The 16,526-nt window shown below is 66.3% G+C and carries 17 protein-coding genes and 1 tRNA gene; 14 read left to right on the top strand and 4 right to left on the bottom strand.

Annotated elements, in window-relative coordinates; genetic code table 11:
• Positions 1-3 precede the first annotated feature (3 nt).
• Together rpoC and GGQ97_RS06175 are read left to right on the top strand one after the other, a co-directional pair.
• Positions 4-4,275, top strand: a complete 4,272-nt coding sequence (gene rpoC / locus GGQ97_RS06180) for a DNA-directed RNA polymerase subunit beta' (protein WP_168068126.1) — start codon at positions 4-6, stop codon at positions 4,273-4,275.
• 112 nt (positions 4,276-4,387) lie between these two features.
• Positions 4,388-5,695: a DUF5691 domain-containing protein gene (locus GGQ97_RS06175; RefSeq protein ID WP_168068125.1), complete on the top strand. Its 1,308-nt coding sequence runs from the start codon at positions 4,388-4,390 to the stop codon at positions 5,693-5,695.
• A gap of 36 nt (positions 5,696-5,731) precedes the next feature.
• On the opposite strand, the gene GGQ97_RS06170 is transcribed toward GGQ97_RS06175, so the two are convergent.
• Both GGQ97_RS06170 and GGQ97_RS06165 read right to left on the bottom strand, forming a co-directional pair.
• On the bottom strand, positions 5,732-5,869 hold the full coding sequence (locus tag GGQ97_RS06170) for an entericidin EcnA/B family protein (protein ID WP_168068124.1): 138 nt from the start codon (positions 5,867-5,869) through the stop codon (positions 5,732-5,734).
• Positions 5,870-5,911: 42 nt separating this feature from the next.
• On the bottom strand, positions 5,912-6,037 hold the full coding sequence (locus GGQ97_RS06165; RefSeq protein ID WP_168068123.1) for an entericidin EcnA/B family protein: 126 nt from the start codon (positions 6,035-6,037) through the stop codon (positions 5,912-5,914).
• Positions 6,038-6,171: 134 nt separating this feature from the next.
• Here GGQ97_RS06165 and GGQ97_RS06160 point away from each other — a divergent pair.
• The 3 genes from GGQ97_RS06160 (at position 6,172) to GGQ97_RS06150 (ending at position 8,245) form a co-directional block, all read left to right on the top strand.
• Positions 6,172-6,257, top strand: a tRNA-Leu gene (locus GGQ97_RS06160).
• Positions 6,258-6,400: 143 nt separating this feature from the next.
• Positions 6,401-7,939, top strand: a complete 1,539-nt coding sequence (locus tag GGQ97_RS06155) for an EAL domain-containing protein (protein WP_168068122.1) — start codon at positions 6,401-6,403, stop codon at positions 7,937-7,939.
• Between the two features lie 111 nt (positions 7,940-8,050).
• Positions 8,051-8,245 carry a hypothetical protein gene (locus GGQ97_RS06150; protein WP_168068121.1) on the top strand — a complete coding sequence of 65 codons (195 nt, stop codon included), beginning with the start codon at positions 8,051-8,053 and terminating at the stop codon, positions 8,243-8,245.
• A gap of 7 nt (positions 8,246-8,252) precedes the next feature.
• On the opposite strand, the gene GGQ97_RS06145 is transcribed toward GGQ97_RS06150, so the two are convergent.
• On the bottom strand, positions 8,253-9,590 hold the full coding sequence (locus tag GGQ97_RS06145) for an MFS transporter (protein ID WP_342448549.1): 1,338 nt from the start codon (positions 9,588-9,590) through the stop codon (positions 8,253-8,255).
• A 118-nt stretch (positions 9,591-9,708) separates the two neighbouring features.
• Between GGQ97_RS06145 and pgsA the strand changes: the two genes are divergently transcribed.
• The 3 genes from pgsA to GGQ97_RS06130 all read left to right on the top strand — a co-directional run bounded on the left by pgsA (position 9,709) and on the right by GGQ97_RS06130 (position 11,366).
• Positions 9,709-10,275, top strand: a complete 567-nt coding sequence (pgsA, locus tag GGQ97_RS06140) for a CDP-diacylglycerol--glycerol-3-phosphate 3-phosphatidyltransferase (RefSeq protein WP_168068120.1) — start codon at positions 9,709-9,711, stop codon at positions 10,273-10,275.
• A 68-nt stretch (positions 10,276-10,343) separates the two neighbouring features.
• On the top strand, positions 10,344-10,643 hold the full coding sequence (locus GGQ97_RS06135) for an SCP2 sterol-binding domain-containing protein (protein WP_168068119.1): 300 nt from the start codon (positions 10,344-10,346) through the stop codon (positions 10,641-10,643).
• A gap of 84 nt (positions 10,644-10,727) precedes the next feature.
• A complete protein-coding gene (locus GGQ97_RS06130; protein ID WP_168068118.1) occupies positions 10,728-11,366 on the top strand; it encodes a glutathione S-transferase family protein in 639 nt (212 codons plus the stop codon).
• Between the two features lie 46 nt (positions 11,367-11,412).
• Here the strand turns inward: GGQ97_RS06130 and GGQ97_RS06125 are convergent, their stop codons facing one another.
• Entirely contained in the window at positions 11,413-11,805 is a 393-nt protein-coding gene (locus GGQ97_RS06125) for a hypothetical protein (protein WP_168068117.1), read from the bottom strand.
• Positions 11,806-11,917: 112 nt separating this feature from the next.
• On the opposite strand from GGQ97_RS06125, the gene GGQ97_RS06120 reads away from it, so the two are divergent.
• From GGQ97_RS06120 to GGQ97_RS06095, 6 genes are all read left to right on the top strand, one after another.
• On the top strand, positions 11,918-12,715 hold the full coding sequence (locus GGQ97_RS06120; RefSeq protein ID WP_168068116.1) for a helix-turn-helix domain-containing protein: 798 nt from the start codon (positions 11,918-11,920) through the stop codon (positions 12,713-12,715).
• 104 nt (positions 12,716-12,819) lie between these two features.
• Positions 12,820-13,218 (top strand): hypothetical protein, encoded by a 399-nt coding sequence (locus GGQ97_RS06115; RefSeq protein WP_168067053.1) that lies wholly within the window; start codon positions 12,820-12,822, stop codon positions 13,216-13,218.
• 108 nt (positions 13,219-13,326) lie between these two features.
• Entirely contained in the window at positions 13,327-14,049 is a 723-nt protein-coding gene (locus tag GGQ97_RS06110) for a CoA transferase subunit A (RefSeq protein ID WP_168068115.1), read from the top strand.
• Positions 14,046-14,582, top strand: coding sequence for a Cif family virulence factor (locus tag GGQ97_RS06105; protein ID WP_168068114.1), 537 nt, complete (start codon positions 14,046-14,048; stop codon positions 14,580-14,582). Before GGQ97_RS06110 ends, GGQ97_RS06105 begins: the two co-directional genes overlap by 4 nt.
• Positions 14,582-15,217, top strand: a complete 636-nt coding sequence (locus tag GGQ97_RS06100) for a CoA transferase subunit B (protein WP_168068113.1) — start codon at positions 14,582-14,584, stop codon at positions 15,215-15,217. Before GGQ97_RS06105 ends, GGQ97_RS06100 begins: the two co-directional genes overlap by 1 nt.
• 310 nt (positions 15,218-15,527) lie before the next feature.
• Entirely contained in the window at positions 15,528-16,526 is a 999-nt protein-coding gene (locus GGQ97_RS06095) for an NADPH:quinone oxidoreductase family protein (RefSeq protein WP_209022798.1), read from the top strand.

Raw genomic sequence — 16,526 nt, 5'->3', positions numbered from 1 at the left:
CTGATGAACGAGCTGACCAACTTCGCGAACCCGGTGGCCAAGCCGGAGACCTTCGACCAGATCAAGATCGGCATCGCGTCCCCGGACAAGATCCGTTCGTGGTCGTTCGGTGAGATCAAGAAGCCCGAAACGATCAACTATCGCACGTTCAAGCCTGAGCGTGACGGCCTGTTCTGCGCGCGCATCTTCGGTCCGATCAAGGACTACGAGTGCCTGTGCGGCAAGTACAAGCGCATGAAGTACAAGGGCATCGTCTGCGAGAAGTGCGGCGTCGAAGTCACCGTCTCGAAGGTCCGCCGCGAGCGGATGGGCCACATCGAGCTGGCCGCGCCGGTCGCCCACATCTGGTTCCTGAAGTCGCTGCCGTCGCGCATCGGCCTCCTGCTCGACATGCAGCTCAAGCAGCTCGAGCGGATCCTCTACTTCGAATCCTATGTGGTCATCGAGCCGGGCCTGACCCCGCTCGAAAAGTATCAGCTGCTGACCGAAGACGAGCTTCTCGAGGCGCAGGACGAGCATGGCGAGGACGCCTTCTCGGCTGGCATCGGCGCCGAAGCCGTCAAGATCATGCTGATGGACCTCGACCTCGAGGGTGAGAAGAAGCAGCTCCTCGAGGAGCTCGCGGTCACCAAGTCCGAACTGAAGCCCAAGAAGATCATCAAGCGGCTCAAGGTAGTCGAGAGCTTCCTGGAATCGGGCAACCGTCCCGAGTGGATGATCCTGGACGTCGTTCCGGTCATCCCGCCCGAGCTTCGCCCGCTGGTGCCGCTCGACGGCGGCCGCTTCGCGACGTCGGATCTCAACGACCTGTATCGCCGCGTCATCAACCGCAACAACCGCCTGAAGCGTCTGATCGAGCTGCGCGCGCCGGACATCATCGTCCGCAATGAAAAGCGCATGCTCCAGGAAGCCGTCGACGCGCTGTTCGACAACGGCCGCCGCGGCCGCACCATCACCGGCGCCAACAAGCGTCCGCTCAAGTCGCTGTCCGACATGCTCAAGGGCAAGCAGGGCCGCTTCCGCCAGAACCTGCTCGGCAAGCGCGTCGACTATTCGGGCCGTTCGGTCATCGTGACGGGTCCGGAGCTCAAGCTCCATCAGTGCGGCCTGCCCAAGAAGATGGCGCTCGAGCTGTTCAAGCCGTTCATCTACTCGCGCCTTGACGCCAAGGGTCTGTCGATGACCCTGAAGCAGGCCAAGAAGTGGGTCGAGAAGGAGCGCAAGGAAGTCTGGGACATCCTGGACGAGGTCATCCGCGAGCACCCGGTCCTCCTCAACCGCGCGCCGACGCTCCACCGTCTCGGCATCCAGGCATTCGAGCCGGTGCTGATCGAGGGCAAGGCGATCCAGCTTCACCCGCTGGTCTGCGCCGCGTTCAACGCCGACTTCGACGGCGACCAGATGGCGGTCCACGTGCCGCTGAGCCTGGAAGCGCAGCTCGAGGCTCGCGTGCTCATGATGAGCACCAACAACATCCTCTCGCCCGCCAACGGCAAGCCGATCATCGTTCCGTCGCAGGACATGGTGCTCGGGCTCTATTACCTGTCGATCGAAAAGGACGGGGAGCCCGGCCAGGGTTCGATGCTCGCCGACATGACCGAGGTCCACCAGGCCCTCGCCGCCGGCGTCGTGACCCTGCACACCAAGATCGTCAGCCGCGTCCCGCAGACGGACGAGGCCGGCAATCAGTATCTGAAGCGCTTCGAGACGACGCCGGGCCGCATGCTGCTCGGCGAAACCCTCCCGAAGAGCCACAAGGTGCCGTTCGAGACCGTCAACCGACTTCTCACCAAGAAGGACATCGGCGACGTGATCGACGAGGTCTATCGTCACACCGGCCAGAAGGACACGGTCCTGTTCGCCGACGCGATCATGGGCCTCGGCTTCCGCCACGCGTTCAAGGCCGGCATCAGCTTCGGCAAGGACGACATGGTCATTCCGCAGGCCAAGGAGCCCCTCGTCGAGGAAACCCGCGCCCTGGTGAAGGACTATGAGCAGCAGTATCAGGACGGCCTGATCACCCAGCAGGAAAAGTACAACAAGGTGATCGACGCCTGGTCGCGTTGCGGTGACCGCGTTGCGCAGGAGATGATGAAGGAAATCTCCGCCACGCCGAAGGGCGACGACGGCCGCGAGATTCCGGTGAACTCCATCTACATGATGGCCCACTCCGGTGCCCGTGGTTCGCAGGCTCAGATCAAGCAGCTAGCCGGCATGCGCGGCCTGATGGCCAAGCCGTCGGGCGAGATCATCGAAACCCCGATCATCTCGAACTTCAAGGAAGGCCTGACCGTCCTTGAATATTTCAACTCGACCCACGGCGCCCGCAAGGGCCTGGCCGACACCGCGCTCAAGACTGCGAACTCGGGTTACCTGACCCGCCGCCTGGTCGACGTGTCCCAGGACGCCGTGATCATCGAGGAGGATTGCGGAACGGACCAGGCGCTCGAAATGCGCGCTATCGTCCAGGGCGGTTCGGTCATCGCGTCGCTTGGCGATCGCGTGCTTGGCCGCACCACCGCCGAGGACGTGGTCGATCCCAAGACCGGCGAAATGCTGATCGAGGAAGGCGTCCTGCTCGACGAGGCGATGGTCGCCAAGCTCGAGGCCGCCAACCTGCAGGGCCTCAAGATCCGCTCGCCGCTGGTCTGCGCCAGCCGCCAGGGCGTGTGCGGCAAGTGCTACGGGCGTGACCTTGCTCGCGGTACCCCGGTCAACATCGGTGAAGCGGTCGGCGTCATCGCCGCCCAGTCGATCGGTGAGCCGGGCACTCAGCTGACGATGCGGACCTTCCACATCGGCGGCGCCGCCCAGCTCAACGAGCAGTCGAACCTCGAGGCGCCGGTCGACGGCACCATCGAGCTGCGCGACATGCCGACGATCACCGATCCGCGCGGTCGGCACATCTCGCTGTCGCGTTCGGGCGAAATTGCGATCCTCGACATGGACGGCCGCGAACTGTCGACCCACCGCATCCCGTACGGCGCGCATCTGCTGTGCGAGGGCGGCCACATCGTCAGCAAGGGCGAGCGCATCGCCGAGTGGGACCCGAGCTTCAGCCCGGTGATCACCGAGAAGGCGGGTTCGATCAAGTATCAGGACCTGACCGAAAACCGCACGATGACCGAGCAGACCGACGAATCGACCGGCATCAGCCAGCGCGTCGTCACCGAGGACATGGCCAAGTCGAAGAAGGAAGATCTTCGTCCGCGCCTGACCCTGCTTGGCGACAATGCGCAGGAAGCGGGCGTCTATCGCCTTGCAGCCGGCGCGATCGTCGCGGTCGAGGACGGTGCCACCGTGGAAGCCGGCGAAGTGCTCGCCCGCATGCCGCGTGAAGCCGCCAAGACCCGCGACATCACCGGCGGTCTGCCGCGCGTCGCCGAGCTGTTCGAGGCCCGCACGCCCAAGGACAAGGCGATCATCGCCCGCGTCTCGGGTCGTGTGCAGTTCCTCAAGGACTACAAGGCCAAGCGCAAGATCGCGATCGTCCCCGATGACGGCAGCGATCCGCACGAGGAGCTGGTCCCCAAGAGCCGCGTCATCGACGTGCAGGAAGGCGATTACGTCAAGCGGGGCGATAATCTCGTCGGCGGTTCGCCCGATCCGCACGACATCCTCGAAGCGCTCGGCGTCGTTGCCCTGGCCGAATATCTCGTCACCGAGATCCAGGAAGTCTATCGACTGCAGGGCGTGAAGATCAACGACAAGCACATCGAGGTGATCGTTCGCCAGATGCTGCAGAAGGTCGAGATCACCGACGACGGCGACACCACCCTCCTCAAGGGTGAGCAGGTCGATCGCGAGGAGATGGACGAGATCAACTCCAAGCTCGGCAAGAATGAGCGTCCGGCAGTCGGCAAGCCGATCCTTCTTGGGATCACCAAGGCCTCGCTCCAGACCCGGTCGTTCATCTCGGCGGCGTCCTTCCAGGAAACCACCCGGGTGCTCACCGAGGCTTCGGTCCAGGGCAAGATCGATACGCTGAACGGTCTCAAGGAGAACGTCATCGTCGGTCGCCTCATCCCCGCCGGCACCGGCGCGGGCATGAACCGGATGCGGGTTGCGGCCACCAGCCGCGATGCCTCGCTTCGTGCGGCACAGCGCAAGCTCGCCGATGCCCTGGTCGCTCCGGACAGCGCGGCCGAGCTGCGTGCGGCCGAACTGGCCCAGAGCACCCGCGACGCCTCGGCCTCGGGTCCCGACCCGCTGGGCGAAGTCGTCACCAGCGGTACTGGCACCGATGCCGACGCTGGTGACTATCTGCAGGACTAGTCCTGCGGAAAGCTGAGTAACATCGAGAACCCCGTCGGTCCCGGCCGGCGGGGTTTTTCGTTGGCGTCGGCCGCGGCGATGAAGCAGTCTCCCTCGTGGGGGAGTTTCGCGTATGCCGGTAGGGTCGTTACAGACGGTCAAGCACCGCAGCACCGGGTTCGGGCCCGGCATCCACTATTTCGCCGACGACGAGCTGGCCGCCCGCATGCCAGCGCTTGCGCTGCCGCCGATGCCGGAGGGGGCCCGACCCGCCTTCCGGGCCGCCATCGCCTTCCTGCGCCCGACCGGCAATGGCTGCCTCGCCCACCTGCTCGGCCTCGCCCAGGCCCGCGGATACAGCGCCGACCCGCGAGACTGGGTGCCTGATGCCAAGCTGTTCGACCGCTTCCCAGCCCTTTACCAGCCGTGGGTCGACTTCTTTTCGGAAGAGGGTTTCACGCCCTTCAACGTGGGCAACCGGCTCACCGCCGACAATTGGAAGCGATGGAAGCCGCAACCGCGAAACGTCGCCCTCTCCCGCATGGTCGCCCACGATCCCGCTGCCTTCACCAGCTTTGTCGCCACTGTCGGCCCGACCCTGTCGCCCGCCGATAGGCTGAGCCTGCTCAATCACCTCGGCGCGGGGGCGTCGCATAGCGGGATCTTCCCGTGGCAGGTGCCGCTGATCCGCCGCTTCCTTGATGATCCCGCGGCCAAGATCCGTGAACGGGCGCAGGCCAGGCTCGATTCCATGGGCGGAGTCGAAACCGAGGCCGACCATGCCACCATCCTCGCGCGTCACCTGACGGTCGAAAACGGCCGCGTGCGTTATGCCGAGCGCCCCGAACCCCACTCCCAGCCCTTCATTCCTCACTGGAGAAGCACGAGCTTCGCGGCGCTGGCGACCGCGCTCGGCCTGACGCCCGTCCAGCTGATGCGTGGGGCGGAGCTGGACCTTCTCGACGGCAGCTCCTCCATGCTCGCCGTGCTCACCGGCGATCGCGACGTGAAGGACATCCTGGCGAAGCGCGAGCTGGCCGAGGAGCGGCCGGCCGCGCTGCACATCTCGCTGTTCACGGACGCCGATCCCGGCCTTCGCCGCCGTGGCCTCGAGGCGCTGTTCGGGTCGCCTTACTGGAACAATGTGCAGGAGTTGCTGGATCCCGACTACGGCAGCCTTCCGCCGTCGGATATGCATCTTATGTCTGCTTTCGCGGCTCTCGAACCGTCGGTCGTCCGTGAGCGCAAGGAGCGCAAGCTGCCGGTGAACACCAGGCTACGACCCGCTCTGTGCCATCGCTTATTCGATCAACCGGGACGCGGCGCAGGAAGCGCTCGATCTCGCGCTCGCTGCCGGGATGAAGCCCGACAACTGGCGCCTCTCGCTGCTCCGCTTCAACCTGGCGCTCGGACAGGCATGAAAAACCCCGCCGGTTCGTGACCGGCGGGGTTCCTCATTCCAGACCTGGCCGTTGGCTTAGCAGCGGCCGCCGTTGATGGTGTTCTCGGTGCAGTTCGCAGCCGAGTTCAGATCATTGGCGGCACCGCGAACGGTGTTGCAGGCCACCAGGGCCAGCGAGCTGCCGATCAGGGCCAGGGTCACGATCTTGCGCATGGGTCATCTCCGTTGTGAAACCGGAATGACCCATGCCCCGGATCAAAGGCTGTTGTCGACCGCGTTGGCGGCCGAGTTCACGTCGGCGGCCGCACCGCGAACGGTGTTGCACGCTGCGATGCTCATCGAACCGGCGATCAGGGCCAGGGTCATTACCTTGCGAATCATGGCTTGTGCTCCTTGTCTTGCGGCTGAACGAACGCGAGACTGGCGCTGCGGGTCCATGACGGAGCCGTTATTTTCTCGAGCACCGATCCGCTTGACCCGTGCGACCTGTGCGGGGCAAGTCCGCCGGGCCCCATGCGGACGTGGCGGAATGGTAGACGCTGCCGACTTAAAATCGGCTTTCGGTAACGAAGTGCGGGTTCAAGTCCCGCCGTCCGCACCAGCGCTGGCGATCGGTTGCAGCGAATGAACCGAAATGGAGGGAAACTTTAACGGGTATGCGTGCATGACCGGGTGATGCTCGCTTCTGTGCCTGTACATTCCTCTCTTCAACGTAGCCGGTGGCCCGCAAGGGCAGAGCTACCGGTGATCCTTCTGCTCCTGTGCGCCATGGGCGCTTTCATCTGGAACGGCAGCGGACTGCTGCAGCTGGTTGCCAGCGAAAAGGCCAGCGGGCTCGACCCCAGCGTCCAGGTCGCCGCAGCGGCGCTGGTGCTGAACGTGGCGCTGATCCTGTTCGGCTATCGCCGTTATGCCGACCTGCAACAGGAAGCGGCCCTGCGCGCCGAGGGCGAACGCCGCGCCGCGCTTCAGGAAGCGACCGACAGCATCACCGGCCTCGCCAATCGCAAGGGCTTCGCCGAGGGCGTCGATGCCCTGTGCAAGGCGAAGATCGACGCCGATCATTGCCTGGTCATCATTTCGCTCCAGATGCAGCGGTTCAAGCGGATCAACGATCGCTTCGGCTACGAGATGGGCGACGCCCTGCTGAAGCGGATCGGCGAGGCGATGTGTGCCGACGTGCCCGCCGATGCGGTGGTCGCACGCCTGTCCGGCGACGAGTTCGGGATCGCGATGGCGGTCGACAAGGACGACCTCGCCTCCGCCGAGCGCCTCGCCGAAGCCCTGCTTCGCGACGTCAGCCGGACCTATGACATCGCCGGTACCTATGTGCAGGTGGGCGCCGTTTCCGGCATTGCCAGCGCCCCTCCGGGCACAGCCTGCCGCGCCGCCGACATTTTGCGCCGGGCCGATATCGCGCTGGACGACGCCCGGAGCGCCCGCGCAGCGCGACCGACATGGTTCGACAGCGGCATGGAAAAGGCGCTGATCGAGCGCAGCGAGCTCGAGGAGGCGATCCGCATCGCCATCGAGCATCGCCAGTTCATTCCGTACTTCGAGCCGCAGGTCGACCTCGTCACCGGCGCGCTGACCGGGTTTGAGGTACTGGCTCGCTGGCAGCATCCCAATCGCGGCCTGCTTAGCCCCGAGCTGTTCATTCCGGTGTCCGAGGAGATCGGCCTGATCGGGCCCTTGAGCGAGCTGGTCGTCGACCAGGCGCTGGACGCCGCCAAGGCGTGGGACGGCGACTTCAGCCTGTCGATCAACATCTCGCCCGCGCAAATGTCCGACCTGTGGCTGGCGCAGCGGCTGGTGCGGCTGATCACCGAACATGGCTTCCCGGCCGACCGGCTGATCGTCGAGCTGACGGAAAGCTCGCTGTTCGCGGACATCGACCTTGCCCGCAACTTGGTGGTCAGCCTCAAGAACCAGGGCGTCCGCCTCGCGCTGGACGATTTCGGCACCGGCTTCTCCAGCCTGTCACATTTGCGCATGCTGCCGCTGGACATGATCAAGATCGATCGCAGCTTCATGGCGACCGTCCATGTCGATCGCGAAAGCGCCGCCATTATCAAGGCGGTGACGACCCTCGCCCAGGCGCTGGGCATTCCGGTTACCGCCGAGGGCCTCGAGGATGCGATCACCTATGAAAAGGCCGCGGCGCTCGGCGCGCATACCGGCCAGGGCTGGTTCGTCGGCAAGCCGATGAACGCCGACGGGGTGGCCGACCTGCTCCGCCGCCGCTCGGTCGAAGGCGAGATGCCGCTGCGGCACACTGCCTGAAGGCTGCCCCGGGGCCGGCTTGTCCCACAACTGAACACCCCGAGCGAGGACGGAAACGGATTTCCCGCGCGCCCCGTTTCAGCATGGTAAAAACCACGTTAAGGTGTTGCCATGCGTCGCGTCCGGGCCGTCGCCCTGCCCTATTCCGTCCGCCTCGGCGGTCCGCATCCGCTGAATTTCGGCGTCGGCCGGCGCTGGCTGCTGCAGCTTGCGCGCCGGATGCCCGAAGGCCTCAGTCCCGACGCAAGGCTGTTCGCGACCGCTTACGCCGCCGGCTTCCTCGCCATCAGCCTGTTCATCGCCTGAACGGGGCCTAGGGGCAGCCCGCTGCCACGCACGCCTGGTGCAGCTTGCGGCCAAGGAACGCCGACACGACTGTGCCCGCCGCGACCAGCAACAAGGTTTCTTGCACCGACACGCCAAGCTGGACCAGGCAGAACAGGATCACGGTCGCGCCGACCATGGCGCCTGAATTGACGATGTTGTTGGCGGCCACCGTCCGCGCCGTTTCCGACTTGGGGACCGTGGTGGTCAGATAGGCGTAGAGCGGGACCACGAACATGCCCCCGAACGTGGCCACGCCGAACAGGCTCGCCACCACCGGCCAGCCCGACGGCTCGGCCAGGAAGGTCTTGATCCCGGCCAGTTCGGGGAACGGCGTCCAGGTGCGGCTGAAGAGGTAGAGCGCAAGCACGCACAGCCCCATCAGGAGCGCGGAGACGGGGGCGAAGCGGGCCGACACCTGTCCGTTGAGCAGCCGGTTGATGATCAGCGAACCGGTCGCCACCCCGACCGAGAAGATGGCGAGGAACAGGGTCGCGACGCTCTGGTCGCCGCCGAACACGTTCTTGACCAGCGGCGGGAATTGCGCGGCCAGCACCGCCCCCATCGCCCAGAAAAAGCTGATCGCCATGATCGCCACGAACAGGCGCGGCACGTGCATGGTCGCCTTCACCAGCCGGATCGAGGCGCGCAGGATGTGCCAGTCGAGCCCCGGCCGCGGCAGGTCGGGGTCGTTCTCCGTCCCGCTATCCTCTGTCGAAGGCGGCGCCGGGGGCACGAAATGCCCCGCGACCCGCCCCGCCACTGCGACCAGCAGCACCGCCGCCGCCGCATATTCGGCATGATAGCGTCCGTCCGGATCCTGCACGACCAGCAGTCCGCCGAGGATCGTCCCGCCGAGGATCGCGATATAGGTCCCGGCCTCGACCAGCCCGGTCCCGCCCAGAACTTCGTCATTTTCCAAGTGCTGCGGAAGGATGGCGTATTTGATCGGTCCGAAGAAGGTCGAGTGGACGCCCATCGCGGTCAGTGCGACCAGCATCAGCGGCACGTTGAGCAGCAGCAATCCGGCCGCCCCGAACACCATGATCCCGATCTCGGCGGTCTTCACCGCGCGGATGATGCGGGTCTTGTCGATCGCATCGGCCAGTTGCCCGGACAGTGCCGAGAGCAGGAAGAAGGGCAGGATGAACAGGCCCCCGGCAAGCGCCGAGAAGGCCGCTTCCTGCGCTTCCGATTTGTAGATGCCGTAGATCACCAGCATCACCATCGCGGTGCGGAACAGGTTGTCGTTGAAGGCGCCGAGGAACTGCGTGACGAACAACGGCACGAAGCGCCGGGTCCTCAGCAGGTGCGAAACATTCTGGATCAAGCTCGAAGCGCCTTACGCAGTGTGCAGGTTCGCCAGTGGCTTAGCGGTGGTTGGGGCCATCGCCAACAAGCCCCTTTGGCGTTCTGCCACGCTTGTCCTAAGACGGGCCGGAACGATGCTCTCGCTGCCCAACCTCCTGACCCTGTCGCGCATCTTCGCGGTGCCGATCCTGGTGTTCCTGCTGTGGCGGCCGCAGCCGATCGACTATCTGGTCACCTTCATCCTCTACTGCCTGGTCGGGATCACCGATTATTTCGACGGCTACCTGGCCCGCGCCCACGGGCAGATCAGCCGGCTCGGCCAGTTCCTCGACCCGATCGCCGACAAGATCATGGTCGCCGCGGTGATCCTGATGCTCATCTCCAGCCGCCAGCCCGATGCGCAGCCGATCATCCATGGCCTGCACCTACTGCCCGCCGGGATCATCCTGCTGCGCGAGCTCATCGTCTCGGGCCTGCGCGAATTCCTTGCCCCGCTGCATGTCTCCATGCCGGTCTCCAGGCTCGCCAAGTGGAAGACCACCTTCCAGCTCGTCGCGCTTGGGGCGCTGATCCTGGCCGGCGCCACCCCGGACGTCTGGTGGGTCCATTCCACCGGCCTCGTCAGCCTGTGGGCGGCCGCGATCCTGACCGGAATCACCGGCTGGGATTATCTCAGGATCGGCATCAAGCACATGGATTGACGCTGGCCTTGCCCAGCAAAAGGCCGCTCGCTACGAGCTTACCTACAATTTTGTCAGGAGGATTGACGATGACCAAGCAGGAACTGGTGGCCAAGATGCAGGACGCCCAGGCGTTCGTTCCCGGCAAGAAGGTGCGCCTGCACTTCGGCGACGAGGGCGCGATCCTGCTCGACGGTCAGGCCAACCAGGTCACCGAAGATGCCGAAACCCCGGCCGACACCACGCTCAAGGTCAGCTGGGCCGACTGGGAATCGATGGCCGCCGGCCAGCTCGACGGGATGACCGCCTTCATGACCGGCAAGCTCAAGGTCGAGGGCGACATGTCCAACGCGATGCAGCTCCAGGGCGTCCTCGCCAAGCTGCGCTGAGCGCAAAATAAGGTTGAGCCTCAGGCAGCGGCGAGCGCGTTTGCTGCCTGAGGCTCCGGTTTCCGCCGGGGCGACGGAGACACCATGCTGAAACTCTTCTATTCGCCCGGCGCGTGCAGCCTCGTCACCCACATCGCCCTACATGAGGCAGAGGCCGAGCACGGAGCGGTGCGGATCGACTTCGCTGCGGGCGAGCAGCGCACCCCCGATTATCTCGCGGTCAACCCGCATGGCCGTGTCCCCGCGCTGGTCACCGACGAAGGCACCATTACCGAGAACCTCGCGATCCTCGGCTATCTCGCCGACCGATTCGGCGCGCCGGGTTCGGTGCCGCGCGGCGACGCCTTCAAAACCGCCAAGGCCATGCAGATGCTGAGCTGGCTGAGCGGCACCGTCCACGCCACCGCCTTTGCCGCGCTGTTCCGCCCGGCCCGCTTCACCGCCGACGAAAGCTTCCACCAGGGCATCAAGGACGGCGCCCATGCCGCGCTGACGAGCCATTTCGTCGAGCTCGACGACTTGTGCGGCGACGGCTGGCTGGCGGGCGACGAGTACACCGCCGCCGACAGCTATGCCGCGGTCTTCTACCGTTGGGCCCGGGCCGCCAAGTTCGACCTGACGCTGTACCCGCGCTGGACCGGGCTCGTCTCGCGCGTGGTCGAGCGGCCGGCAGTGGTCCGCGCCATCGCCCATGAAGGCCTCAAGATCGAGCAGTTCGCCTGAAGGTAAGAGGGAGCCCGCCGCACCGGCCGGCTCCCCCACTCCCTAGTCAGCGCGCCGAAGCCCAGGCGGACTCGCGTACCCCGCGCCATTCCAGCGCCGCGAACAGCAGCACCGCCGCCGCCTGGCCCACCACCGCGGCAAGCCCGAGGCCGGCGACCACCGGCAGCATGGTCAGGGCGGCGACGCTTGCCAGCGCCCAGCCGATGTTGCCGATCACCACCACCCACGCCAGCACCGGCGCCGTCTCCTCGCGGGTGCCGAGCCACAGGATGTACAGCCCGACGATCGCCAGCAACACGCCGCTTTCGAACAGAAAGGCGGCCGGCAGCCCGAGCGGCTGGCTGAGCACCCTGGAGCCTCCGGCCAGCGCCGCCGACATCAGCAGGCAGCTGGCGGCATCGAGCTTCAGGACGGTGCGCAGGAACGAAGAAAGTTGCATGATCGATCTCCCTGACAATTGGTGTCCGGGCCAGGATCGATGCAGGCGCAGCGCCAGTCGATTACCTGGGAGGTAATGGCTTTCGGGTGTGGGCACGGCGAGAAGACTAGGCATGACAGCACATGATTCAGCGCTCGGGACCAGCCTCCGCGAATGGCGGCAGCGCCGGCGGCTGAGCCAGCTCGACCTCGCCGCCGAGGCCGAGATCAGCAGCCGCCACCTGAGCTTCATCGAGACCGGGCGCACCGCCCCGTCGCGCGCCATGGTGCTACGGATCGCCGACACGCTCGACCTTCCGCTGCGGGAGCGCAACGCGCTGCTGCTGGCGGCTGGCTTCGCCCCCGACCATGGCGAGCGGAGCCTCGACGATCCGGCGCTTGACGCCGCGCGTGCCGCAGTCGAGCGGATCATCGACTGCCACATGCCCTTTCCGGCTCTGGCGGTGGACCGCTGCTGGAACCTGCTTCACGCCAACCCGGCGGTGCTTCGGCTGCTGGACGGCGCCGCCGACCACCTGCTCGGCGCCGGCCTCAACGTACTCCGCCTCAGCCTGCATCCGGAAGGACTGGCGCCGCGGATCGTCAACCTCGCGCAGTGGAAGGCACATCTGCTGCATCGCCTCGGCCAGCAGCTTCGCGCCAGTGCGGACCCCCGGCTCGACCTTTTGCTGCAGGAATTACGGTCCTACCCCGCGCCGGCCTCCGAACGTCCGCCATCGGCGTCGGACTTCGTATCGCCGCTGGTTCTGGAGACGCCGGCCGGACGATTGTCGCTCCTCTCCACGACCACCATCTTCGGCACCGCCAACGATGTGACCCTGTCGGAAATCACCATTGAGAGCTTCTTCCCGGTGAACGAAGCGAGTGCCGCGATCCTCCGGTCGCTCGGATCGGGCGCCCAGCCCGGCTAAACCGCCCCTGGGCTTTGACGACCTCCCCCGCGCCTGTAGTGTCTCACCCGAGCAATACAGCCGGGAGCCGAGTCGGCATCCCGCGAGCCAGGAGCACCGAGCCCATGCCCACTTGTCCCAAATGCCGCGGCCAGATGACGCCGGGCTACACCTACGTCTCCGACACCGGTGCCCGGGTGAAATGGGTCGACGGCGAAGTGCCGAGCCTGTGGAAGGCGCTCGCCGCCTCGCTCGGCATCGGAATCCGGGTCTCCGAACTGGTTTCGCGCCGCTGCAGCGAATGTGGCTTTGTCGAGCTGTTCGCCGACCCCAGGGCCGCACCGGTCAAGACGCTGGCATCGATCGACGAGGAAACCACGCAATTGCGCAGCCTGATCGGGACCATGCAGGATCGGCTCGCGGCGCTGGAAACGATCGCGACTGATCCGGCCGAGCGCGTATCGGCCGAGATCGAGGCGCTGCGCAAGCTGCCCGATCCGTCGTCGGTGCCGCCCGAGTACTGAGCCGGGCCCCCTTAACCTCCGCCCACGCACCTTCCGCCGCCAACTCAGGCAAAGTTGAAAACTCTTTCAACTTGTGCCCCGGCGCCTGCCGCGATTATGACCCGCGGCATGGCCAACAAGATTTATCCCGATGCCGCTGCGGCCCTCGACGGGCTGCTCCACGACGGCATGACCATCGCTGCCGGCGGCTTCGGCCTGTGCGGCATTCCCGAGCGGCTGATCGACGCCATCGTTGCCAGCGGCGTGACCGGCCTGACCGTCGCGTCCAACAATGCGGGGATCGACAACGAGGGGCTCGGCAAGCTGCTCCGCACGCGCCAGATCGCCAAGATGATCAGCTCCTACGTCGGCGAGAACAAGGAGTTCGAGCGCCAGTATCTGTCGGGCGAGCTGGAGGTCGAATTCTGCCCCCAGGGCACGCTCGCCGAGCGGATGCGCGCCGGCGGCGCGGGCATCCCCGGCTTTTACACCAAGACCGGCGTCGGCACGAAGGTCGCCGAGGGCAAGGAAGTGAAGAGCTTCGACGGCCCAAATGGACCTGAAGACTATATCCTCGAGCGCGGCATTCGCGCCGACCTTGCGATCATCAAGGGCTGGAAGGCGGACGAAAGCGGCAACCTCGTGTTCCGCAAGACCGCCCGCAACTTCAACCAGCCGGCCGCCACCAGCGGCAAGATCTGCGTCGCCGAAGTGGAGGAGATCGTTCCGGTTGGAAGCCTCGACCCCGATGCCATCCACCTCCCCGGCATCTACGTGAAGCGCCTGATCCTCGGCGCCCCCTACGACAAGAAGATCGAGTTCCGTACCGTACGGACACGCGAGGCCGCATGAGCCTGATCGCCGCCCTTGCGCTCGCCGCGCAGCTTCCGCCGGGCGTTCGCCCGCCTCCGCCCGTGATCACGCACGCGCCCGGCACGCCTGCCCAGCGCGCCGCGACCGCCGACGATATCGCGGTCCGCGCCGCCATCGCCGACGTCTACGCCGTCATCTCGGGTCCAGCAGGTCAGCCGCGCGACTTCGCCCGGATGAAGAGCCTGTTCACCCCCGACGCCCGCCTTTACGCGGTCGGCACACGCGGCCTCCAGGGCGGCTCGCTCGACGATTACATCGCCAAGAACGGCGATTCGCTGGCCAAGGTCGGCTTCACCGAGCGTGAGCTGACCAGCCAGGTCCAGATCTTCGGCAATGTTGCCCAGGTCTGGTCCTCCTATGCCGGCACCAGCACCGATGGCAGCGTCAACGTGCGCGGCATCAACAGCTTCCAGCTTGCGCGCCAGCCCGACGGGCGCTGGCTGGTCCACTCGATCCTCTGGCAGGCCGCGAACCCGCAGCTGCCGCTACCCCCGCATATGGAGCGTCGTTAATGCCCTGGTCCCGTGACGACATGGCCGCCCGCGCCGCCAAGGAATTGCGCGACGGTTTCTACGTGAACCTCGGCATCGGCATTCCGACGTTGGTCGCCAACCACATCCCGCAGGGGCTTGAGGTCACCCTCCAGTCCGAGAACGGCATGCTCGGCATCGGCCCCTTCCCTTATGACGACGAGGTCGACGCCGACCTCATCAACGCGGGCAAGCAGACCATCTCCGAATTGCCCTCGTCGGTCTATTTCAGCTCGGCCGACAGCTTCGCGATGATCCGCGGCGGGCATATCGACCTCACCGTGCTCGGCGCGATGGAGGTCAGCCAGGACGGCGACATCGCCAACTGGATGATCCCGGGCAAGATGATCAAGGGCATGGGCGGCGCGATGGACCTCGTCGCCGGGGTGAAGAAAATCATCGTGGTGATGGAGCATAATGCCAAGGACGGCAGCCCCAAGTTCATCCCCGAATGCACCCTGCCGCTGACCGGCCGCAACGTCGTCGACATGATCATCACCGATCTCGCCGTCTTCCAGCGTCCGGATCACAGCAGCCCGTTCAAGCTGATCGAAGTGGCGCCCGGCGTCACCGCCGACGAAGTGCGCGAAAAGACCACGGCGCAGTACGAGGGATAAGGCGGTTCGCCGCCTGCTGCCCTTTCTCCTGCTTGCCGGCTGCGCGCCCGAGGCGCCGCCCGTCACCATCGATGGTTCTTCGCCCGAACGCTTCGCCGCAACCTCCGCCGCGGCGCGCGAGCAGCTTGATCCGGCCGACCGCGTTGCCTTCGACGGCGCCCTCGGCTCGGTTGGCAGCCGGCGCTATGCGGCCGATCCCGACGCGCTTCTTCGCACCACCTTCGACGGCATGACGGGCAAGGAAGTCGCCGAGGATTATCGCCGCCGCACGCGCTAGTCGGCAGGCCATGGCCGGGCTAGAACCGGCGCCATGAAAGCCCTGCTCAGCACCGCTCCCGGCGGCCCCGACACGCTCCAGCTCTCCGACCTGCCCGAGCCGGTCGCCGGTCCGGGCCAGCTGCTGGTCCGGGTCCACGCCGCCGCGATCAACTTCCCCGACGTGCTGATCATCGAGGACAAATATCAGATGCGCCCGCCGCGCCCGTTCGCGCCGGGCGGCGAGATCGCGGGCGAGGTGCTTGCCGTCGGCGAGGGCGTCAGCGGCTGGGCGGTGGGTGATCGGCTCATCGCGGTTCCGGGCTTCGGCGGCCTGGTCGAGCAGATCGTCATCCCCGCCGCCGCCGCTTTCCGCCTGCCGGACAGCCGCAGCTTCACCGACGGCGCCGCGCTGCTGCTCACCTACGCCACCTCGATCCACGCGCTGTGGGACCGCGGCCAGTTGAAGGCTGGCGAAACCCTGCTGGTGCTGGGCGCGGCTGGCGGCGTCGGACTTGCCGCGGTCGAGCTTGGCAAGTCGCGCGGCGCGCGGGTCATCGCCGCCGTCTCCAGCGAGGAGAAAGCACAAGCCGCCCGCGACGCCGGCGCCGACGAGGCGATCGTCTACCCGCGCGGGCCGTTCGACAAGGACGCCAGCAAGGCGCTTGCCGAGCAGTTCAAGGCCGCGGTCGGCCCCAAGGGCGCGGATGTCATCTACGATCCGGTCGGCGGCGATTATTGCGAGCCCGCGCTGCGCGCCATCGCCTGGGAAGGCCGCTACCTCGTGGTCGGCTTCCCCGCCGGCATCCCGCGCCTGCCGCTCAACCTGACCCTCCTCAAGTCGTGCGATGTGCGCGGCGTGTTCTGGGGCGCCTTCGCTGCGCGCGACCCGGCCGCCAACCAGGCCCATGTCGAGGAGCTGTTCGCCCTGTGGGACGCGGGCAAGATTAACCCGCGGGTCAGCGCCACCTACCCGCTCGACAAGGGCGGCGACGCGATCGCCTCGCTCGCCGCGCGGCAGGTCATCGGCAAGGTGGTGGTGGAGATCGACTGA

The sequence above is a fragment of the Sphingomonas kaistensis genome, from assembly GCF_011927725.1.
In the GTDB taxonomy this organism is placed as follows: Bacteria; Pseudomonadota; Alphaproteobacteria; order Sphingomonadales; family Sphingomonadaceae; genus Sphingomicrobium; species Sphingomicrobium kaistense.
The sequence above is the reverse complement of the archived record's forward strand: the minus strand, read 5'-3'. Positions and strand labels throughout refer to the sequence as shown.